19 protein-coding genes and 1 pseudogene are annotated in these 19,794 nt (G+C 69.6%); 11 read left to right on the top strand and 9 right to left on the bottom strand.

Annotated features, from left to right (window positions below; genetic code table 11):
- Genes BW730_RS13485 through BW730_RS13470 form a run of 4 tightly spaced genes read left to right on the top strand, consistent with a single transcriptional unit; the run spans position 1 to position 3,207 of the window.
- Complete coding sequence (locus BW730_RS13485; RefSeq protein WP_077686706.1) at positions 1-873, top strand: ABC transporter permease; 873 nt, start codon at positions 1-3, stop codon at positions 871-873.
- Positions 870-1,655, top strand: coding sequence for an ABC transporter permease (locus BW730_RS13480; protein ID WP_077686705.1), 786 nt, complete (start codon positions 870-872; stop codon positions 1,653-1,655). The genes BW730_RS13485 and BW730_RS13480 overlap by 4 nt, the downstream gene beginning before the upstream one ends.
- A 7-nt stretch (positions 1,656-1,662) precedes the next feature.
- Positions 1,663-2,706, top strand: coding sequence for an ABC transporter ATP-binding protein (locus BW730_RS13475; RefSeq protein ID WP_226996816.1), 1,044 nt, complete (start codon positions 1,663-1,665; stop codon positions 2,704-2,706).
- A 27-nt stretch (positions 2,707-2,733) separates the two neighbouring features.
- A complete protein-coding gene (locus BW730_RS13470; protein WP_077686704.1) occupies positions 2,734-3,207 on the top strand; it encodes a nucleotidyltransferase domain-containing protein in 474 nt (157 codons plus the stop codon).
- A gap of 108 nt (positions 3,208-3,315) precedes the next feature.
- Here the strand turns inward: BW730_RS13470 and BW730_RS13465 are convergent, their stop codons facing one another.
- From BW730_RS13465 to BW730_RS13440, 6 genes are all read right to left on the bottom strand, one after another.
- On the bottom strand, positions 3,316-4,266 hold the full coding sequence (locus BW730_RS13465) for a hypothetical protein (RefSeq protein WP_077686703.1): 951 nt from the start codon (positions 4,264-4,266) through the stop codon (positions 3,316-3,318).
- Positions 4,266-7,559, bottom strand: a complete 3,294-nt coding sequence (locus tag BW730_RS13460) for an AAA family ATPase (RefSeq protein ID WP_077686702.1) — start codon at positions 7,557-7,559, stop codon at positions 4,266-4,268. The genes BW730_RS13465 and BW730_RS13460 overlap by 1 nt, the downstream gene beginning before the upstream one ends.
- Positions 7,559-8,713: an exonuclease SbcCD subunit D gene (locus tag BW730_RS13455; protein WP_077686701.1), complete on the bottom strand. Its 1,155-nt coding sequence runs from the start codon at positions 8,711-8,713 to the stop codon at positions 7,559-7,561. Before BW730_RS13455 ends, BW730_RS13460 begins: the two co-directional genes overlap by 1 nt.
- Before the next feature lie 7 nt (positions 8,714-8,720).
- Entirely contained in the window at positions 8,721-10,430 is a 1,710-nt protein-coding gene (locus tag BW730_RS13450; RefSeq protein WP_077686700.1) for an ATP-binding protein, read from the bottom strand.
- Between the two features lie 144 nt (positions 10,431-10,574).
- Entirely contained in the window at positions 10,575-10,787 is a 213-nt protein-coding gene (locus BW730_RS13445) for a hypothetical protein (RefSeq protein ID WP_077686699.1), read from the bottom strand.
- A gap of 9 nt (positions 10,788-10,796) precedes the next feature.
- Complete coding sequence (locus BW730_RS13440) at positions 10,797-11,126, bottom strand: SHOCT domain-containing protein (protein ID WP_145952869.1); 330 nt, start codon at positions 11,124-11,126, stop codon at positions 10,797-10,799.
- Between the two features lie 143 nt (positions 11,127-11,269).
- Between BW730_RS13440 and BW730_RS13435 the strand changes: the two genes are divergently transcribed.
- The 5 genes and pseudogenes from BW730_RS13435 to BW730_RS13415 all read left to right on the top strand — a co-directional run bounded on the left by BW730_RS13435 (position 11,270) and on the right by BW730_RS13415 (position 15,334).
- Positions 11,270-12,418 (top strand): sensor histidine kinase, encoded by a 1,149-nt coding sequence (locus BW730_RS13435; protein WP_077686697.1) that lies wholly within the window; start codon positions 11,270-11,272, stop codon positions 12,416-12,418.
- A gap of 41 nt (positions 12,419-12,459) precedes the next feature.
- Positions 12,460-12,993, top strand: a pseudogene (locus tag BW730_RS13430) (response regulator); the annotation flags it as partial.
- Between the two features lie 97 nt (positions 12,994-13,090).
- Positions 13,091-13,654 (top strand): GNAT family N-acetyltransferase, encoded by a 564-nt coding sequence (locus tag BW730_RS13425; RefSeq protein WP_158522666.1) that lies wholly within the window; start codon positions 13,091-13,093, stop codon positions 13,652-13,654.
- Positions 13,651-14,562 carry a hypothetical protein gene (locus BW730_RS13420; protein WP_077686695.1) on the top strand — a complete coding sequence of 304 codons (912 nt, stop codon included), beginning with the start codon at positions 13,651-13,653 and terminating at the stop codon, positions 14,560-14,562. The genes BW730_RS13425 and BW730_RS13420 overlap by 4 nt, the downstream gene beginning before the upstream one ends.
- A complete protein-coding gene (locus BW730_RS13415) occupies positions 14,546-15,334 on the top strand; it encodes a ferritin-like domain-containing protein (protein ID WP_077686694.1) in 789 nt (262 codons plus the stop codon). The genes BW730_RS13420 and BW730_RS13415 overlap by 17 nt, the downstream gene beginning before the upstream one ends.
- 67 nt (positions 15,335-15,401) lie before the next feature.
- On the opposite strand, the gene BW730_RS13410 is transcribed toward BW730_RS13415, so the two are convergent.
- Positions 15,402-16,229 (bottom strand): SDR family NAD(P)-dependent oxidoreductase, encoded by an 828-nt coding sequence (locus tag BW730_RS13410; RefSeq protein WP_077686693.1) that lies wholly within the window; start codon positions 16,227-16,229, stop codon positions 15,402-15,404.
- Between the two features lie 53 nt (positions 16,230-16,282).
- Here BW730_RS13410 and BW730_RS13405 point away from each other — a divergent pair, with 53 nt between their 5' ends.
- On the top strand, positions 16,283-16,810 hold the full coding sequence (locus tag BW730_RS13405; RefSeq protein ID WP_077686692.1) for a TetR/AcrR family transcriptional regulator: 528 nt from the start codon (positions 16,283-16,285) through the stop codon (positions 16,808-16,810).
- A 70-nt stretch (positions 16,811-16,880) separates the two neighbouring features.
- Here BW730_RS13405 and BW730_RS13400 read toward each other — a convergent pair whose 3' ends face one another.
- Both BW730_RS13400 and BW730_RS13395 read right to left on the bottom strand, forming a co-directional pair.
- Positions 16,881-17,564, bottom strand: coding sequence for an HAD family hydrolase (locus BW730_RS13400; protein WP_077686691.1), 684 nt, complete (start codon positions 17,562-17,564; stop codon positions 16,881-16,883).
- Positions 17,565-17,615: 51 nt separating this feature from the next.
- Positions 17,616-18,209 carry a hypothetical protein gene (locus BW730_RS13395; protein WP_077686690.1) on the bottom strand — a complete coding sequence of 198 codons (594 nt, stop codon included), beginning with the start codon at positions 18,207-18,209 and terminating at the stop codon, positions 17,616-17,618.
- Positions 18,210-18,454: 245 nt separating this feature from the next.
- Here BW730_RS13395 and BW730_RS13390 point away from each other — a divergent pair, with 245 nt between their 5' ends.
- Entirely contained in the window at positions 18,455-19,492 is a 1,038-nt protein-coding gene (locus tag BW730_RS13390) for a sugar-binding transcriptional regulator (protein WP_077686689.1), read from the top strand.
- The last annotated feature ends 302 nt before the right edge of the window (positions 19,493-19,794 follow it).

The raw sequence follows: 19,794 nt of genomic DNA, 5'->3' as shown, positions 1-19,794 counted from the left end.
ATGTCGAACCCCTCGACGGTGGCGCGCGCCGTCCGGAACCTCCGCGACGGCGCCGCCACCCTCCCCTTCTTCGGATACCTGGCGGTGTTTCTCTTCCTGCCGACCGTCATCGTGATCCTGGGTGCCTTCCGCACCCGTGACGGTGTCTTCACGTTGGAACCGATGAGCCGACTGCTGCAACCGGCCACCCTGCAGATCTTCCTGACCACCTCCTGGCTCTCCCTCGCCTCGGCGCTGATCGGTGCGGTCGTCGGCGGGGCAGCGGCGTATGCCCTGTCCTTGACGTCGATCACCAGCACGACCCGCAGGGTCTTCACGGCGGTGTGTAGCGTCCTGGCGCAGTTCGGCGGCGTGATGCTCGCCTTCTCCTTCATCGCGGTCCTCGGAAAGAACGGCAACCTGACCCGACTGCTCGCGGACGCCTTCCACGTCGTGATCCCGGGCGACTTTCTCGCCTCGGTCCCTGGCCTGATCGTCGTCTACTCGTACTTCCAGATCCCGCTGATGGTCATCGTGTTCCTGCCCGCCGTCGACGGGCTTCGCGTCGAATGGCGCGACGCGACCGCGAACCTGGGCGGCTCGAGCCTGACGTACTGGGCGCGCGTGGCAGCCCCGATCCTTGCGCCCAGCTTCCTCGGCTGCCTGCTGCTGTTATTCGCCAACGCCTTCTCCGCCTATGCCACCGCCGCGGCGCTCATCTCGCAGCGCAACATCATCGTCCCGATGGCCATCGAGGGCGCGATCCGCAACGAGAACAACGCAGGGATGGATGCCTACGCGCAAGCGTTGGCGACCGGCATGATCCTTGTGGTGGCGCTCGTCATGGGCGGGTACACCCTGATCCAGCGTCGGGCATCGAGGTGGCACCGATGAGGCGCCGCGCCTGGCCATCGGTGGTCCTCCTCGCCCTTGTGGCGATCTTCCTCGCGTACCCGCTGTACGCCCTGTTCGAGTTCTCGGTGCGGTTCCCGCTGACCGGCAATGTGTCCTTCGACGCGTGGACCAAGCTGTTCGGTGGCACGGACCAGAGCAGGTTGGCTCCGCTCTACCAGGGGGTCGTCAACTCGCTCCTCATTGCGGCCCTGACCGTCACGATCATGCTGGCGCTCCTCGTGCCGACCATGATCTGGGTGCGGCTGAGGCTGCCGAGGCTCTCGCGGATCGTGGAGTTCTGCGCCCTGCTCCCGCTGACCCTACCCGCCATCGTCCTCGTCGTCGGTCTCGTGCCGATCTACCGGTTCATCTCGACGTCGCTGCTCAACACGGACGCGATCTGGCTGTGCTTCGCCTACGTGATCCTCGTGCTGCCCTTCGCCTATCGCGCGCTCGACTCCGGCCTGTCGGCGCTCGACCTGGAGACCCTCGCGACGGCCGCCCGATCGATGGGGGCATCCTGGCCAACGGTCATCCTCCGGGTCGTGCTCCCGAACCTCCGGACCGCGATCGCGTCGGCTGCGTTCATCTCGATCGCCGTCGTGCTCGGGGAGTTCACCATCGCCCGGATGCTTGCCCGGGAGACGCTCCAGACCGGCGTGATGCTCGTCAACCAGGCGGCCCCGCAAGTGGCGGCCGCCGTGTCGCTGCTCTCGCTGCTGTTCGGCATCGCCCTCCTGGTGGGCATCAGCTTCTTCACCAACCGTCGACCTACCCGATAGGCCACCCGTGTCCCATCCCACCGCCGCATCCGTCTCGATGCGTGACCTCAACCGCAGCTTCGGCACCGTCCGCGCGCTGCGTGACTTCTCGCTCGAGATCCACCCAGGCGAACTGGTCGCGCTGCTCGGCCCCTCCGGGTGCGGGAAGACCACGGCCCTGCGCGTCCTCGCAGGCTTGGAGGAAGCCGACTCGGGGACCGTGCTCGTCGCGGACCGCGACATCACCGCGCTGCCCGCCAACAGGCGGCACATGTCGATGGTCTTCCAGAGCTACTCGCTCTTCCCCCATCTCACAGTGGAGGGAAACCTCGACTTCGCGCTCTCGATGCGAAAGGTGCCCCGCCCCGAGCGGGGCGCGATCATCCGCGACCACCTGGAGTTGGTCGAGTTGGGGGCGATGGCCAAGCGGTTCCCGCACGAGTTGTCCGGAGGACAGCAGCAGCGGGTGGCGCTCGCCCGCGCGTTGGCGTCGCGCCCAGACGTGCTGCTCCTCGATGAGCCGCTGTCGGCACTCGACGCGAAGGTCCGAGTGCAACTGCGCGACCAGATCCGCCGGATTCAGCTCGAACTGGGCACCACGGCCCTCTTCGTCACCCATGACCAGGCGGAGGCGCTCGCCATGGCCGACCGGGTCGGCGTCATGCAGAGCGGGCGGATCGAGCAACTCAGTGCACCGCAGGACCTGTACGAGCGACCTGTCTCCGATTTCGTGGCGCGGTTCATCGGGTCGACCAACCCGCTTCCCGGCAGGGTGGCGGCGGGGTCCGTGCAGGTGCTCGGCCAATGGCTGCCGACCCTGCCCGGCTCGATCGGTGAGGGGCAGGGCACAGCCCTGGTCCGCCCGGAGCGCGTACTGCTCGGCATCGGTGAGGACGGCCACGAGGCGACGGTGCGCCAGGTCGCCTTCCTGGGCGACCGCGCGAGCGTTGTCGCCGAGTTGACTGACGGGACGACCGTGCAGGCCTTGGTCCACACCCGCGACGCCGACCGCCTCAGCCACGGCGCCCCGGTGCGAGTCTCGCTCGACCCCTCTCCCGTCCTCGTCAGCTAGCCGTCGAGATCGTGATAAGGTTGCCTTATGGCTCTTCTGGGGGAGTATCGGGCCGCGCGTCACCTTGAGGAGATCGCGCGGCTCAGGCGCGCCTACAGCCTCCGCGCCATGGTGGCTGAGGGGCGCTCTCAGCGGGAGGTCGCCGACGAGTTGGGAATCAGCCAACCCGCGGTGAGCCAACAACTCAAGGTCGCAGAATCCGTCTCCGACGCACACCCTCGCGACGCGGTCGAGGCGGCAGGCCCCGTACTGGTCGATCTCGCTGCTGCCTACGGGTTCGGAAGGCTGGCGGTCTTCGGATCGGTGGCACGAGGCGAGGCCACGACCGAGTCGGACATCGACCTCCTCGTGCAACCGCCGACCGGGGCGACCATCGGCGACATCGTCGGCCTTCAGGACCGACTCTCCTCGACTCTTGGCCGCCCGGTGGACCTCGTGACATACGGAGGTTTGAGGCAAGGGATTGACGCAGACATCCTGCGGGACGCGGTGGAGTTCTAGTGGAACTAGTCGCGAAGGAGTTGCTGCACATCCGGGACTGGCCCGCGATGGCGAGCGCTTCTCGCGGGCCGGTTTGCCGAAGCCGAGGACCGAGTCGCGCCCTAGCCGCTATCGGGGAGCGGAGATCAGCGCGCGTCGGAGCAGGGCCGGGTCGCCGAGGCGGTGGCGCAGCGTCTTCTCCAAGCCGCTGATCGGGTACAGGTTCTGCGGGGCCCGCGGGTCCTTGAAGGCTTCCGACGCGTAGCGAGGCAACACGGCCTGGGACAGTGAGGCGAGCGCGACCGCGTCCTCGACCGGCAGTTCGGGGGAGCACTCGACGCGGACGATGCCCGCCCACGGCGAGCCGCCTCCGCCGGGCAGTCGCAGGTACCAGGAGTAGCGCTCCCAGGTGGTGCCCAGCAGGAAGATCGGCGTCCGCTCGCCGGCTTCGAGCGTGCCGACCACCCGATTCAGGTCGGCGGGCAGGTAGGCGGATTGGTGCGACTTGATCGCCCCGATCGCCCGGGGCACCTTGGTGCGACCGTGCAGGGGGCCGTCGATCACGAGCAGGTCATCGTCGACGGAACCGGTCGCGGCGCGGGCGTTCGCCGCGCAGATGATCTCCAACTCGGCCAGTTTCTGTTGCAGCGCGAGCGAGAGCACGTCGAAGACCTGCTTGGAGGGGTCGGGCTTGGCGTGCACCGCCGTCCAGGTGCCGAGGCGGGTGACGATGTCGGCGGCGTCCTCGGAGGTGCTGAGCAGCGCGCGGCGCACCTCGGCGACCTCGACGGTGGCCGCCTTCCTGGTGGAGCGAACCACTCCCGCGGCGTAGGAGGCGCACAGCCCGGGCGCGGCGTCGCCGTCGTCCTCCGAGATCCACAGCCGGGCCTCGACGCGACGAACGCCGTCGACGAACAGGATCGTCTCGGGCACCGCCACGGGCTGCGCAGGGACCGCGGCCCAGCGCTCGAGGGCGACCTCGACGCTGGCGTCGAGTTGGGCGACCGACTCCGCCAGTTCCTCGACCTCCTGCAAGCTTGAGCCGTAGTCAGGTGCCCATCCGTCCACCGAGTACTGCATCAGCCCTCCCGCACCACGGTCGACGAGCGCGAGGTGCGCGTGACGACGAATCGGGTCGGGATCCGTTCGGCGAGGCCCTGCACGTGGGTCACGACGCCCACCATCCGGTCGCCTGCGGCCAGGCGTTCGAGCGTGACGGCGACCACCTCGAGGCTGTCGGGGTCGAGCGAGCCGAAGCCCTCGTCGAGGAAGATCGAGTCGAGCTTGGCCGCGTTGGACGACATCGACGACAGTTCGGCGGACAGCGCCAGCGCCAGAGCGAGGCTCGCCTGGAAGGTCTCGCCGCCGGAAAGCGTGCGGACGGAGCGCTTTGCCTCGGCGTCGGCGTGGTCGATGACGAAGAACTCGCCCTTCTCGTGCGCGAGGGTGAACTGCCCACCCGAGAGTTCGAGCAGCGAGGACGATGCTGCCTCGACCAGCACGTCGAGGGCCGCGCCTGCCAGCCAGCGTTGGAACTTCTTGGCGCTCAGGTGCTCGGCGAGCATGCCCGCGACCTGTCTGCGTTCCTCGGCCTCTGCGCGCGTCTCGTGCAGGGTCGCCAACCGGGCAAGGTCGCGTTCCAGATTGGTGACACGGTCGGCGGCACGGGCCGACTCCGCCGCGAGGGCCGACGCGACGCCCGCGGCGGTGGCTACCTCTAGCCCCCAGTCCGTGGCCGCGGCGACAATGGCGGCCTCGGCCTCGGTGACGCCCTTGGTCGCCTCCTCGGAGGCCGTGTGGGCGGCCAGCAGCCTCTCCTCGGCCGCCGTCGTGGCCGTCTTGGCCCAGTCGGCCAAGGCAGACCACGCCGCGGGCAGGTCGGACGTGTCGACGGAGGGGGCGCCGAGCGGGACCAATGGGTCGCGCGTCTCGCGGAGCAATCGGTCGGCGGCCGACAGTTCGGCGCGCAGGTCGCGCTCGGCCTGCGCGGCGGCGTTGCGTGACTGGCCCGCCGCCTGGAAGGCGGCCAGCGCCGACCGCTCCTGTCGTTCGAGGGCGGCCAGCGCGTCGAGGTCTCCCGAGACCTGCGCGGCAGGCGGCGCTCCGTCGAGGGTGCGACGGAGGTCCTCGCCGCGTTCCGTGACTCTGGTCAGCGTGGACTCGGCGCGCAGCACGGCCGACCGGGCGCCGTCGGCAGCGGCGGAGGCGCTCTCACGCGCGTCCTTGGCCGCGGCGAGCGCCATGGTCGCCTCGGAGTGCGCTCGCCCGGCCTCCTCGTGGTCCGCGCGGACGCGGGGAAGCGAGGTGGCGTCGAGGTCGGTTAGGGCGCCGCTCGCCCAAGAGGTCAGTTCGCGCCAGGAGTCCTGCACCGAGTCGGACTCGGCGACCGGTGACCCGAGCGGCAGGAGGGCGGATCGCGCCTCGCGGAGCGCCGTGAGCGCCGCCTTGCGCTCCTCGTCGAGGGTCGCGGCGCGGCGCTTGGTGTCCTCGAGGGACGCGCGGGCGGTCGATCGATCGGCCTGGGCCGCCTCGAGTCGTGCGCGCGCGGCGTCGACCTTGGCCAGCCCGGCCACGGCGTCGGCTCGTGCCTCGGCGGGGTCTGTCCCCGACGGTGTGAGGTTGGCGAGTTGGGCGCGGGCCTCGGCGAGCGTCCGGGAGAGGGCCGCGACCTCGGATTCGGCGCGGGTCACCGCCTCGCGGGCGGTGCGCGCCGCGAGGTCGGCCTGGCGGAGCAGCCCCGCGGCTGCGTCGGCCTCGCCCGCGTCGATCGGGTCGGGGAGGGTCGCGACGGGCACCGTGCAGACCGGGCAGTCGTGGCCGACCTTGAGCCCTGCCCTCAGCCCGGCGGCCGTGACGAGGACGCGTGCCTCGTCGTTGCGGGCGCGCGCCGCCGTCAGGTCGGCCTCGGCGGCCTGCGCCATCACGTGGGTGTCGCCCAGAGCGATCCCCGCGGCGCCGGCTCGGGCGGTCAGGTCGTCGACCCTTGCCGACGCCGCGATGGCCGCGTCGCACCGGGCGATCGTCTGGGACAGGTCGACGGGTTCACCTGCCGTGCGCAGCGCCTCGCGGGCGTCGTCCTCGGCAGACTCGGCGGCGTCGAACGCGTCGCCCGCGGCGCGCACCGCGTCGGAGGCGGCGTCGAGTCGCTGGGCCAGGTCGTCGAGCCCGTCAGGGGCCTCGACGGCGGCGATCCGCGCCCGCCGATCCTCCGCCGCCTGGACGGCGGAGCCGGCCGCGGCGAGCGCCTGACCGGCCTCCGCTTCGGCGGCGAACGCCTCGGACCACGCCGCCTCTGCCGCCGACCGTGCGACGGCTGCCTCGGTGGCGCGGGACTGTGCCTCGGCGGACTGGGTCTGCAGGTCGGGCAGTGTCGCTGTGAGGGTCGCCAGTTCGACCCACTGGTCGCGCAGGCGCTCCAACTGTGAGCGGTTCCCGCCAGCCTCGAGCGCCGCGCGGGCCTCGCCATAGGTGGCCTCGGCCGCGGTGGCCTCGGAGGTCAGCCGTTCGGCCTCGGCGCGCACCTGGGTCGACCGGGCCGCAAGGCCCGTCAGGCCGTCTGGGATCCGGACGGCGGAGAGTCGCGTCACGTCGGCAGCGGCAGAGGTGAGCGCGTCGGACGCCTTGTGCGCCGTGCTCCTGGCGCCGTCGAGCGAGGCCTGCAGCGCGGTGATCCGGTCGTCGAGGAGTCGGAAGTCTTCGACGCGGGCGCGTGCCTCGTCGATCGCCTCCTGGGTCGCGCCCCCGAGGTCGCCGATCCGCGCTTCCGCTGTGAGGACGTCGGAGTTCGCGGCGGCTCGGCGCGAGCCTGCGGCGCGCATCACGATGTCGTACTGGTGGGCACCGAGCAGTTTGAGGAGGATGTCCTGACGCTCGCCGACCGTCGCGTTGAGGAACTCGGCGAACCGGCCCTGCGGGAGCACGACGGCCTTGGTGAAGTCGTCGAAGGACAGCCCGAGGAGTTCCTCGACGGCGGGCGTCACGTCGCGCACCTCGGAGGCGACCACGTCGACCTCGTCGCTGGTGGCGGCGGTCTTGGCCGGGTCGTCGAAGCGTTCCAGGACGGCGCTGCGCTGCTGGATGGACTGGCCGACACGGCGCACCTCGCGCGCCACCTGGTAGCGCTCGGCGCCGACGTCGAAGACGAGCCGGACTGTGGCGGAGGTGGCCGTGGGGGCCAGCGCGTACTGGATGGCGGTGGCGCGACCCCAGCGCGGCGCGGAGCCGTAGAGGGCGAACACCATGGCGTCGATCACGGTCGACTTGCCAGCACCGGTCGGGCCGACGAGCGCGAAGTAGTCTGCGCCGTCGAAGTCGACGGTGGTCTCGGTGCGGAACGACGCGAAACCGTTCATCTCCAGGCGGACGGGGCGCATCAGGAGGCCGCCGTCGTCTCGTCGAGCAGGTCGGAGAACAGCGCCAGCAGGCGAGGATCATCGATGCCCGTCTCCTCGCAGTAGGCGGCGAACAGGTCGCGCGGGGAGCGGCTGGTGTTCTGCGCCGTGTGCTGCGGCTGGGTCTGGGCGAAGTCGGGGTGGATGCGCACCTCCAGCGCGTTGGGCAGCGCGTCGAGGACCTCGTCGCGCAGGCCCGCCCTGGTGCGTTCCTCGACGACGACGCGCAGGTAGTCCTGGCCGTAGTCCTCGACGGAGGCGAGCAGTTGCTCGACCGTGCCGGAGACCGTCCGCAGCCGCTTGCCCGCGGTGATGGGGATGTCGGTCACGCGGGCGGGCGTCGACGGGGTGGCCTCGACGAGACACACCACTGGCGTGTTCTCCTGCTCGCCGAAGTCGACCGCCAGCGGCGCGCCTGAGTAGTGCACGGGTGCGGGGGCCGGGATCTGCTGGCGGCGGTGCAGGTGGCCAAGAGCGACGTAGTGCGCGGTGATCGGAAACGCGGAGGCGGACACGTGATACTCGAAGATCGACTGGGCCTCGCGCTCGCCGCCGCCCATCACCCCGCCGGTGCACGTCAGGTGCGCCATCACGATGTTGACGGTGTCAGGCCCGAACGATGTCGCAAGGGCTGCGATGATGTCGCGGACCGACTGGTCGTACTGGCCCGCGTTCTCCGAGGGCGTGCCGGTGACGATCTCCTCGGTGCCGATGATGTGGCGCCGGGTGATGAAGGGGACGAGTGCGACGACCGCCTCCTCCCCGGTCGACCTGGCCGTGAAGCGGTGCACGCCGCCATCGTCAGCCGCGCGGACCCGACCGGTGTACTCGATGCCAGCCGCCGCCATCAGTTGGCGCAGCGCCTCGAAGGTGCGCGCGTGGTCGTGGTTGCCCGCGATCACGACGACCTCGATGCCCTCGCCGACCAGCTTGAGGAGGGCGCCGTTGACGAGTCGCTGCGCCTCTGCGTTGGGGGCGGCGCTGTCGTAGAGGTCGCCCGCGATCAGCACCGCGTCGACCTGTTCCCGGACGGCGATGTCGATGATCTCGGCGAGGACCGCCTGCTGCTCTTCCAGTCGGCTGCGGCCCTTGAGGGTCTTGCCGACGTGCCAGTCGGCGGTGTGGAGGAACTTCACCGGTCTCCTAGAAGGGCGCGGGGTCGGCGTCGCGCGCCATCCGGGACATGATGTTGATCGGCCCGCTCGACTCGGGCGCCATCTCCGACTGGCGCGTCGCCCAGGCGGGGAACGGGAACTCGACCGCGAGCGGAACCGGCAGTTCGGGCTGCGCCACGAACATCGCTCCCGGCTTGGCGAGGGTGGCGCGCTGCCGCTGCGAGGTGGGAAGGAAGCCGTACTCGGGGCGGCCCGCCTCGGCAGGGTCGAGGCGGCCGACGATGCGGATCGACGAGTTCGAGACGATCCGGCGCTCGACCTCGGAGGCGGTCTGCTGCGCGCCGATCAGGATGATGCCGAGCGAGCGGCCTCGCTCGGCGATGTCGAGCAGCACCTCCTTGATGGGGGAGTTGCCCTCGCGGGGCGCGTGCTTGTTCAACTCGTCGAGCATCGTGAAGAGCAGCCCGCCTGCGCCGGCGCGCTCCTTCGCCTCCGTCTCGGCGCGCAGCACGACGCCGACCACGAAGCGTTGGGCCCGGTCGGGCAGGTTGTGCAGGTCGACGACCGTGACCCGGCTGTTCGCGGTGGAGACCTGGCGCTGGCCGGGGCGCGACGCGAGGTCGCCGCGGATGATGGGGCCGAGAGCCTTCAGTGAGGAGCGCAGTCGTCGGATGAACGCGTTGACCGAGCCCGCCGTCGTGGCCGCGCCAGCCCAGTCGGCCTTGGTGGTATCGTCCTGCAGGCGGTCGGCGATGAACTCGACCAACTCGGCGTAGGTGCGAAGCTGGGTGCCGCCAATCGAGACGGCGCCGTCGACCCCCGCTGCCTTGGCCTCGCGGCGCAGTTGGGCCGCGACCTGGTGGATGACAAGCGTGTACTGGTTGCGGTCGTCCTCGGCGTCGGCGAAGACGTAGGGGAGCAGTTCCTTCTGGCAGAACTCGGCGAGCGTCCACCAGAACGCATCGACGCCGCTGGTGCGGCCCGCCACGTGCGGGCGTCCGGTGGTGTCGCCGGGGGTCGGGGGAGCGAAGAACTGCACCGAGTCGAAGGGCGTGGCGGGCAGCCCGAGCCGCGCGTACTGCGCGCGCATGGAGTCGTCGAGCTTTGCGTTGGGCTTGTCGAGGAACATCAGGTCTTCGCCCTTGACGGCGAAGATCAGCGCCTTCGCCGAAAGCGCTCGCTCGCGGAGCACCTTGGAGGCGAACAGCGAGTGGAGCAGGAACAGCGCGAAGCTGGTCTTGGTCGCGACCCCGGAGATGCCGGAGATGGACACGTGCGCGCCGCGGGTGCCGTCGAGGAAGTCGAGGTTGACGTAGACGGGGGCGCCGTCCCTGCCGAGGCCAACGACGACCTTCTTGTCCATCGAGTCGAAGTAGAGCGCGCGGTCGCGTTGGGCGCCCGTCGCGCGGGTCGCCGCGACGCCCGGCAGCGGCGGGACGTAGACCTCTGGGTCGACCCGCGTGGTGGTGACCTCTGCGATTTCCTGCGTGATGGCGGGAAGCACTCCGTCGGCGATCAGGAACGCGTCTGAGCCGAAGCTGGCGCCCTCGTGGCGCGCGACGACCTGGGTGACGACGCCGGAAGTACGGACGGGGCCGACGCCGGGGACGACGCGCTCGGTGGTGACGACGTCGTCGAGTTGAAGGTAGGCATCCGGGCCGACGGCGACGCTGAACTTCAGCGGCGTCGAGTCGCTCGTCCCGGCCACCAGTCCTACGGTGTCACGCTGCTCGGCCATGACCCTCCCTGCCTCGACGACCTGTGGGGACCACCGTACCGACCGCCGCCGACAGATCCGGGATCGGCTCGGGTTGGGAAGTGCTGCGCCGAACGCAGAGCACGGCCCCGGAGGTGTTCTCCGGGCCGTTGATTGGATGGGTGGTCAGCGGTCCTTCAGCAGGGCCGCCCTTTCCAGGTACTCGTCGGGGCTGAGGTCGCCGTCGGCCAGGCGTCGGGCGAGCACGCCCTCGGCCGAGTCGATGGCGGTGGGCTGGGGCGCTGCCGCGACCGGGGTGCCCAGCCAGCGGAAGGGGCCGATGCTTCCTCGGTGCTGCAGCGCGATGAGGAACACGGCGATCGCGATCACGAAGAACATGGCTGACCCTTACTCGCGCGGTTCCTGCGGTGTCCGCAGCACCGACGAGCGTTCCAGGTACTCCTCCGGCGTGATGTCGCCGTTGGCGAGCCTCATCCGCAGGGTGTCGAAGGCGGCGTCCTCCGCGGGACGGTGCGCGGCCCAGCCGTGCGGGTGACCGCCAGCGGGTCCTGCGCCGCGTGGGGCGAAGCCGACCGGGCCGAGGCGACGATGCTTCACCAACTTGATGACGGCGAAGATCAGGAGGCCGAACAGCAGCGCCTTGAACATCATGAGACCGAAGAGCATCGGACCCATTGCGTGAGCCCCGTGCTGGGGCAGTTCCAGTAGAAGTTGCATGACCACAAGTCTTCGCCTTCGCGTCCTCGCGTTCATCGGCCTGCGCGACGATCTTGACGGGCCGCCCCTACGTCAGGTGACGTAGGGAGAAGGTCATCCCCCGAGACGAGCCGTCAGCAGGTGCGGCTGCGTAGGCTGAGGGGGTGCATCCCCGATCCGAGACCCGCCGACAATGGGCGGTTGACGCGCTGCTCACGCTCGCCGTCGTCGCCGTCCTCGTGATGGCGTGGAGCATCACCCAGACATTCCGCCTTGAGGGCTTCGAACCCGGCCACAAGCCGTTCGGTGAGGGTCGACCCCGGATGGTCCCGCTCAGCGGGCTCGCTTGGGTCGGCGTCGCGCTCAGCGCGGGAGGGGTCGCGGCCCGCCGCACGCTCGTCGGCTACCTCGTGGCGGTGGCCGGACTCGCGATCTACCTCGTCTCCGGAGGCGCGCCGGTTGGGGCGGTGTTCGTCGCAGTGATCGCGTCGATCGGGTTCTTCAGGGTCCATGAACTGCGATCCAGGTGGCCGTGGGCACTCCTGCTCATTCCGGCGTTCGCGGCCGGCGCGCCGTTCGACCTGCGGCACTGGTTCACGGTCGTGACGATGCTCGCCTGGACCCTCTTGCCGGTGGGCGTGGCTCTCGCCGTCCACAACCGCCACGCCGAGCGGGCACAGCGGCGCCGCGATGAACTCGAACGCGTCGCGCACGCGGAGCGGTTGCGCCTGGCCCGCGACATCCACGACGTCGTCGGCCACTCCCTGTCGCTGATCACGCTGCAATCTGGCGTCGCGCTCAAGGTGCTCGACGACGACCCCGCGCAGGCCCGCGAGAGTCTTGAGGCGATCCGTGCCACCTCAAAGGACGCCCTCGCGGAGGTGCGGCGAACGCTCGGCGTGTTCCGTGAGGACGACGCGCCCCTCGCACCCACGCCCGACCTTGGTGCCATTGCCGCCCTCGTCGACCAGGTCCGCGCGACCGGGGTACCGGTCGAACTGCGCCTCGACGAGGGGCGGGACCCGGTGGCGCCGAGCGTCCAGGCCGTCGCGCACCGCATCGTGCAGGAGTCCCTGACCAACGCCCTCCGGCACGCGCCTGGGGCCAGGATCGCCGTCACCGTCGCCCAACGCGAGGAGTCCCTCGCCGTCCGGGTGCACAGCGATCGTGCGGTGACCGGACCGATCGTGCTCGGCGGCGGCTTGACCGGCATGCGCGAGCGGGTCGACGCGCTCGGCGGCACGCTGCTGCTCGACGCGGGTGCCGACGGGTTCACCGTCGACGCGCTGCTCCCGGCCGGGGAGGCGGCGTGAGTATCCGCGTCGTGATCGCCGACGACCAGCCCCTCGTCAGGATGGGCCTGAGGGCCCTCATCTCGTCAGAGCCCGACTGTGAGGTCGTCGCGGAGGCCGAGGACGGTCGACAGGCCGTCGACCTTGCCTCGACCCTTCGCCCCGACGTCGTCCTGATGGACATCAGGATGCCGGTGCTGGATGGGCTGGCCGCCCTGCGCCTGATCGTCGCCGACGCTGCCTGCGAGGGGGTCCGGGTCGTGATGCTGACCACCTTCGAGTTGGACGAGTACGTCTTCGCCGCTCTCGAGGCGGGCGCCGCGGGGTTCCTGATCAAGGACGCCGACCCCGACGAGATCCTGCGCGCCGTCCGTGCGGCCGCGGCGGGTGACTCGCTGCTGTCCCCGCGCGTCACCACCCGCGTGATCGGGACCTTCGCCCGCCCCGGCCAGGCGCCGCGGGTCGGTGCCCGCCACCCGCGACTCGACGAGCTGACCGAACGCGAACGCGAGGTACTGACGCTCGTCGCGGAGGGCCTCAACAACGACGAACTGGCGCAGCGACTGGTGATCAGCAAGGCCACCGCGCGAACCCACGTCGGCAACATCCTGACCAAACTGGGCGCCCGCGACCGCGCCCAACTCGTGGTGATCGCCTACCGGTCGGGGTCGTGTGACCGCCGACGTGAGGCCCGTGTCGGCCGAGGACCTCGCGGCGCTTGGCTCCCGCTGGCCTGCCCACGACGTCTGGGATGGGCACGCGGCCAGGGCGGCCGCCGGGGAGGCGACCTTCCTCGCAGCCTGGCTCGACGACGACCCTGTCGGCGTGGCACTGGTCCAGTGGGAGGGCTGCGTCGGAGCCGCCGCGCGCACCGCGCATCCCGACGCCGTCGAGATCAACCACCTGCACGTCCGCGACGGGCACCGCGGGGCGCGCATCGGAACAGGGCTGATCGATCACGCCGAGCGCTTGGCGTCGGCGCGGGGCGTCGCCCGGACGGTGCTTGCCGTCGAGGACGACAACCAGGCCGCCCGTGGGCTGTATCTGCGGCTCGGTTACCGTCCGACAGGCGTCTTTGACGAGTGCGCCTACAGCTATCTCGACGACCATGGCGTCGAGCGGCGAGCCAGCGAACGGTCCGAGTCGTTGATCAAGGATCTGGGCGGTGTCTCTTCCCCGGATCAGGGGGTCGCGCGTCGGTCGCAAATGGCTACCCTGGTACCACCACGACCGGTCGGAGGAATCAAGAAGCCGTGACGACGAAGGTTTCGGGACGCGACGCGTCCAGCCTGCCCGGCTACCGCGACGGAAGACTCCATTCCATCGCGGGCCGGCCCCTGACACTCTTCACCGACTTCGATGTTGCTGCGTACACGCGTGACGCGCGGGGCAGGCTCGGGATCGCCAAGGCGAAGCTCACCGGCATCACCGGTGACGTGCGAGACGACCTCGCGTTCCTCTGGCGGATCGAGAGCGCCGCGCTGTCGGAGACGCGCGCCCTGCTCGCCAGTTGGACGGGCAACGAGGGGAGGATCACGGCCTTCGTCGCGACATGGGCGTACGAGCGGTTGTGGCTGGCCCACGCGGTTCGTGATCTGTTGACGGCGAACGGTGAGCCGCTGCCCGAGCCGTTTGAACGCGCCCGGCTCGGCGCGAGGCTACGTTCCTGGTACGACGAGCGGGTCCTGCCGATCGTCGTCCCGGTGTGGACCTCCCTCGTCGGAGAGTCGGTCGCCGCAGGCCAGATGGCCAGGATCGCCGTCCAGGAGGCCACGATGCAGGCCGCATATCGATCGCTCATACCTCGGCTGGAAGGCGAGGCCGCCCGGGTCGTGCAGGAGGTCGTCGATCGTCGGGATGAGATCGTGCGCTTCTTCCGGCTGGAGGCCTCCGCCCGCATCACGCGCTCCCCACAGGAGGCGCGGATGGCGCGCTGGCACCTGCAATCGGGATGGCGCCCCTTCCGGGTCGTCGGCGTCGCCGATCCCGACGAGGAGAGGGCGCTCGCGTCGATCTTCCGCACCCCCGAAGATCAGGCAGCATTCGAGAGTGCCGACGCCGACCTACGGCGCTTGCTGATGGAGCGTCCCACGCCCTTCTGGGGCGCGATCGCCCCGACCCCGGGATTCCTGTCGAGAAAGGAACGCCGTGGCGTTCGACCTTGAAAAGTACGCCGAGACCTCTGACCGGGTCCGGTGGGAAGACCTCGACCTCGACATCTTCGACGAGCAGCCGCTTGATGCCGAGACGCTGCGGTCGCTGAGGTACATGTGCGACGTCGAATACCACACGTCCTGCTACCTGCGGGACCTGCTCGTCACCAGGTCGCACCGCGAGGACGAGGCGCGCGGCTTCATGACGACGTGGAACCGCGAGGAGTTCTGGCACGGCGAGGCGCTGTCCGCGGTGCTGAAGAAGCACGGCATTCACGTCGACTACGACGAGTTGAAGGCAAAGCGGATCAAGCTGGGCTGGCAGTTGGCGATGGGCCCGGTGAAGCAGGCGACCGGGTCGAACCTGGTCGGCGACGACTTCATCGCCGTCCACATGACGTGGGGTGCGGCCAACGAACTGTCGGCCGTCGCGGCCTACCGGCGGATGGCCGACATGCAGCATCACCCGGTCCTTTCTCCGCTTCTGGAGCGGATCGCGAAGCAGGAGACCAGGCACGTCGCGTTCTACACGACGCAGGCGAGGGCGAAGCTTGAGGAGTCGACCCGCGCCCAGAAGATCGTGCGATTCGTGATGACGAAGGTGTGGAACCCGGTCGGCTCGGGAATCATGGACGACGGCGAGATCAAGCATGTGATGCGCCACCTGTTCGAGGACCACGGCGAGGAATTGGACAAGCTCGATCAGCGGGTTCAGAAGTTCCCTGGTCTCGAGGGCATCACCATCTTCCGCACGGCGTTCGAGAAGATCGGCGTCCGCCTCTAGCTGTACTGAGACGTTGGTCAACCGTGAGAACGGCGGCTGATGGGCGGAGTCGGCCGTAGAGCGCCGGTCAACTCTCGGCCTGAAATCCCGGCTGAAGCGCATAGTCGCGCTGGCGTTGATCGAGGACCATTCGGATCTGGTCGGCGGCGCCTTCGCCGAGGACCAGTCGCAGTGGCCCTTCTTCCGCGTTCACGTGGGCAAGGATCGCCTCGGCTATGGCCTCCGGAGTCGAGCCGCCTCCTGTGGCCCCGGGCTCGCTCGGCCACGGCACGACGGAGGTTCCGAAGAGCCGCTGGCGCAACTCGTCGTAGCCAGGAAGCGGAGCACTGAACTGCATCCCCGAGGTCGCCCACTGGGTATCCATGGCGCCGATCTCGACGAGGGTGGCTCGCACGCCCATGGACCTGACCTCGCCTGCCAAGGACTCGGTGAAGGCCTCAAGACCCCACTTTGCGGCGTTGTAGAGACCGAGCATCGGCATGGCGCCTACCCCGCCGGTCGAGGAGATCTGCACGATGTGGCCCCTGCCCTGAGCGCGCATCAGCGGGAGCACCGCCTGCGTGAGCCACAAGGGCCCCAGGAGATCGACGTCAAGGATCGCCCTCGCTTGCTCCTCGCTGACCTCCTCGACGGCGCCAACGAGGCCGTAGCCCGCGTTGTTCACCAGGACGTCGAGACGGCCTGCGACCTCGTAAACTTCCTCGACGGCTCGCCGGCACTCACCCCGATCGGCCGGGTGCAGGCGCAACACGGTCAGAGACGGGTGCTGCACAGGCAGCGCACCTCGGCGGCTCGTGGCCACGACACGATGGCCTGCGGCCAGCACCCGCTGAGTCAAGGAAAGGCCGAGACCACTGCTCGCGCCGGTGATGAACCAAGTGTTCGCTGTCGTCATGGGCCCAGTCAACCACCAAACGAGACGCTTCGTCTCGTTTCTATACTGAGGGCATGGCCCGCCCCACTACCGCCGCGCGTGTGTTCGCGGCCGTCCTGCACCTCGCCGAGCGTGGCGGCCCGAACGCCCTGACCATGGAAGGCATCGCTACCGAAGCTGGTGTCGGCAAACAGACGCTCTACCGCACATGGCCCTCGATCCATGCACTCCTGTTCGACGCCCTGGCGGCGGAATCGGCCGCGGCTGAACCCCTCGTCAGCCACCCGGACCTGTTTGGGGCCATGAAGGCAACCAGCACCGAGCTCGTGTCAGAACCGCGAGCCTCACTGCTGCGGATGTTGACCGCTGCGATCCAGAGCGACGAGGCGATCGCCCATCAGTTCCACACCGCGCTGTTCCAGCCCCAGCAACAGCAGTTCGCCCGCCTGGTCGCTGCAGACGGCTTCGCCAATCCAGAACAAGCCACAGAGCTTCTGCTAGCTCCTCTCCTCTTCCGATGGTTCCTCCGACTGCCGCCCCTCAGTGACGGCGAACTGGCGGACCACATCGAAACCGTGCGACGCCTTGAGAATCCAGACTGATCAACGTGACCGGTCAGTACACCTAGCAAGGCACCTACCCCTTGGGGCAGGCGTCGTGGCTGCGGGCGAGCTACGCGGCCGGGCGACCAACGGAGACCAGGCCTGGGAGCGCGTCCATCGAGTCGAAGACGGCCGCCGCGCCGAGCGCCGTCAGCTCGTCGGGGGAGAGGTAGGTCGGCTCCCCGGGGGCGTAACCGAACACGGTCGCACCCGCCGCCACACCAGCACGGACGCCGGACGACGAGTCCTCGACGACCGCCGCCGTCGTCGGGTCGATCCCCATCGCCGAGGCCGCGGCCAGGTACACGTCGGGTGCCGGCTTCGAGCGCGGCAGTTCCATGCCGCTGAAGACGCGGTCGCCGAAGACTTCGGTCAGCCCCGCCATCGCCAGCTGCATGTCGATCTTGCCGCGGTCCGCCCCCGAGACGCACGCCACGGGGAAGCGCTCCGCGATGCTCCTGACGGCGTCGACGGCGCCCGCAACGGGCTCCAGCCGGGCGACCAGGGCGGCGTTGCGTCGCTCCCGGAAGCCAAGGATCCAGTCGTGGTCGATGCGGTAGCCGGTGTGTTCGTGGATGATCTCCCACTCGTCGATGAACGACGTGCCCACGAAGTGGCGGATGCAGTCCTCCTCGGAGATCTCCCAACCGAGTTCGTGCAGCATCTCGCGCAGCACCGAGTTGGTGATGGGTTCCGAGTTCACCAGGATCCCGTCGCAGTCGAACAGGACGGCCGAAAACCCAGGTGTGCTCATGCCTCAGCACCCTAACCGCGTCTCGGCGATCCGCCGAAACCGAACGTGAGGTCAGCCGATCGGATGCTCGGGTGAGGAGGGCCGGTTGATGAGCCGCCCGACGAGTGCATCGTGGCCGCCGTCGAATCTGGTCGCGAAGGCGGCGGCCGTCTCGGCGTCGTGCAGGCGCGCGAACGTCACATCGTCGAGGTCTTCGTCGTAGGCGTCGGCGGCGTGCAGCCAGACCCACAGCTCGCCACCATCGACGCGCCTCAGTTCGCCGGCCTCGCGCATGATCTGCAACGCGCGCACGATGCGGTCGACATAGTCGACGCGCAGCGCGTCGTACGTGGGCGAGTAGTCATCGCCATCGTCGTCGGGGAGGTCCTCGACGAGCTCCCAGATCGCACTCGTCACACGACCGGGCGGCGTGTCCGTCGGGTCTTCGGCGCTCAGCGGCCACTCCGAGGGCAGCCAGGCGAGTTCCCCAGAATCGTCGAGTTCGGCGAGCCACTCGGTGTCGGCGCCCGCGATGAAGAAACCCGTGAGGTCCTCGACGAGCCCGCACGCGACGAGCGCCAGCGTGGGTTCGGCCGAGCGCAGTTCTGTCACTCCCGCGCGAAGGGTGGTGAGGATGGCATCGTCGAGACGGGTGAAGTCGGTCACACCGCAACGGTAGGCGACGAGGCGTGCATCCGTCGGCACAGGGATCGGCGGCGACCGCGCTCGGGCCACGGCGGTGTTCGCACGGCTCACCTGACGCGATCACGACGCGGAACACGGCAGAAAGAGTGTTGGCTCTGACGTCGTACCCCGAGCGTGGCGGGGAGGGGTGGGCGGCCATCCGCGGGGAGGGGGTAGTGTGCACAGAATCATCGACGTCAGGTGAAAAGGCCAGAAAGGCGTGATCCGTGACGACCCGTCCCAGCCCGGAGGATGAGCGGCTCGCTCCGATCGGCCGGCCCCGCTCCCGCGACGTCAACGCGGCAGGGCACCGGCGGCTCCTGATGCAGGTCGCCAAGGCCTTCCACATCGAGGGCAAGGCCAAGATCCAGGTCGCAGACGAACTCGGCATTTCCCGGTTCAAGGTCGCCCGGTACCTCGACGAGGCCCGCGAACTCGGGATCGTCTCCATCACGGTCAACAGCGGCCTGCCGCTGCCCGAACTGTCCGAGCGACTCGCCGAACACCTCGGCCTGCGTAGCGCATCGGTCGTCGAGGTCTACGGCGAGATCGAGAACGTGCGGGCCGCCGTCGGGCGCGCCACCGGCATCGTCCTGCAGGAGCAACTCGACGACGGTGAGGTCCTCGGCATCGGCTGGGGCCGCACGCTCAACACCATGTTCGACGACCTCGAGCACCTGCCGCTCGTCGAGATCGTCCAGCTCTCGGGCAAGTTCGGCGGCGACGTCAACAACTCCGCGGCGACCCTGACCCGCCGCACCATGGCGCTGACGGGGGGCGCCGCACGCGTGATCCGGGCGCCCTTCTTCATCGACGACGCGCGCCAGGCCGTCGCGGTGCGCAGGCACCCGAACGTCGCCTCGGTGGTGGCCGACTTCGACCGCCTCACCACCGCCGTCGTCGGCATCGGCGCCGTCGTGCCGACCCCCATCTCGATCGCCTACTCCGCCGTCCCCGAAAGAGTCATCGAGCGCGTCGTCCAATCGGGCGCCGTCGGCGAGGTGCAGGGCTCGCTGTTCGCCGCAGACGGCCACACCGTCGACACGAACCTGTGGCGGCACACCGTCAACATCACCCCTCGCCAGTTGGCGCGGATCGGACGGGTGATCGCGGCCGCTGCCGACCCGTTGAAGGCGCAGGCCGTGCGGTCGGTGTGCCGCTCCGGGATCCTGACGGACCTGGTCGTCGACGTCGAACTCGCGTCCGCCCTGCTCGACCTCCCGCCCGTGACCGCGTTCCACCACTCGGAGCGCGCCGGAGGCTGAACCCGCGCCGTCCCCGACCCTACTGCGAGCCGGGGTGAGCTCCGTGTGGGCCCGACCTTGAGCATGTCTGGTAACTCGATGCGGATTTGATCGTGCATACAGGGCGCGATCAGCAACGAGCAACCAAACATGCTCAAACGCAGACCCTCACCGAGCGCCCGACCCAACCCGGTCGGGCGTTACCGATTAGTTATTGCTCAGATGAGCAGGGAGCCCAACTAGCCAATGAGGAGGCCTGCGATCGACGCGTACTGTCATCGAACGTCGGGCAGGACGAACTGCCCCATTCATCCAACCGAAGA

Source organism: Tessaracoccus aquimaris, assembly GCF_001997345.1.
Taxonomy (GTDB): domain Bacteria; phylum Actinomycetota; class Actinomycetes; order Propionibacteriales; family Propionibacteriaceae; genus Arachnia; species Arachnia aquimaris.
The sequence above is the reverse complement of the archived record's forward strand: the minus strand, read 5'-3'. Positions and strand labels throughout refer to the sequence as shown.

What these genes read in the sequence shown, in the direction of transcription:
- BW730_RS13440 (WP_145952869.1), bottom strand. Translation starts at nt 11,126, where the DNA reads ATGCAACTTCTACTGGAACTGCCCCAGCACGGGGCTCACGCAATGGGT.
- BW730_RS13400 (WP_077686691.1), bottom strand. Translation starts at nt 17,564, where the DNA reads ATGAGCACACCTGGGTTTTCGGCCGTCCTGTTCGACTGCGACGGGATC.
- BW730_RS13465 (WP_077686703.1), bottom strand. Translation starts at nt 4,266, where the DNA reads ATGCAGTACTCGGTGGACGGATGGGCACCTGACTACGGCTCAAGCTTG.
- BW730_RS13445 (WP_077686699.1), bottom strand. Translation starts at nt 10,787, where the DNA reads ATGTTCTTCGTGATCGCGATCGCCGTGTTCCTCATCGCGCTGCAGCAC.
- BW730_RS13485 (WP_077686706.1), top strand. Translation starts at nt 1, where the DNA reads ATGTCGAACCCCTCGACGGTGGCGCGCGCCGTCCGGAACCTCCGCGAC.
- BW730_RS13405 (WP_077686692.1), top strand. Translation starts at nt 16,283, where the DNA reads ATGGCCCGCCCCACTACCGCCGCGCGTGTGTTCGCGGCCGTCCTGCAC.
- BW730_RS13480 (WP_077686705.1), top strand. Translation starts at nt 870, where the DNA reads ATGAGGCGCCGCGCCTGGCCATCGGTGGTCCTCCTCGCCCTTGTGGCG.
- BW730_RS13410 (WP_077686693.1), bottom strand. Translation starts at nt 16,229, where the DNA reads ATGACGACAGCGAACACTTGGTTCATCACCGGCGCGAGCAGTGGTCTC.
- BW730_RS13460 (WP_077686702.1), bottom strand. Translation starts at nt 7,559, where the DNA reads ATGCGCCCCGTCCGCCTGGAGATGAACGGTTTCGCGTCGTTCCGCACC.
- BW730_RS13450 (WP_077686700.1), bottom strand. Translation starts at nt 10,430, where the DNA reads ATGGCCGAGCAGCGTGACACCGTAGGACTGGTGGCCGGGACGAGCGAC.
- BW730_RS13470 (WP_077686704.1), top strand. Translation starts at nt 2,734, where the DNA reads ATGGCTCTTCTGGGGGAGTATCGGGCCGCGCGTCACCTTGAGGAGATC.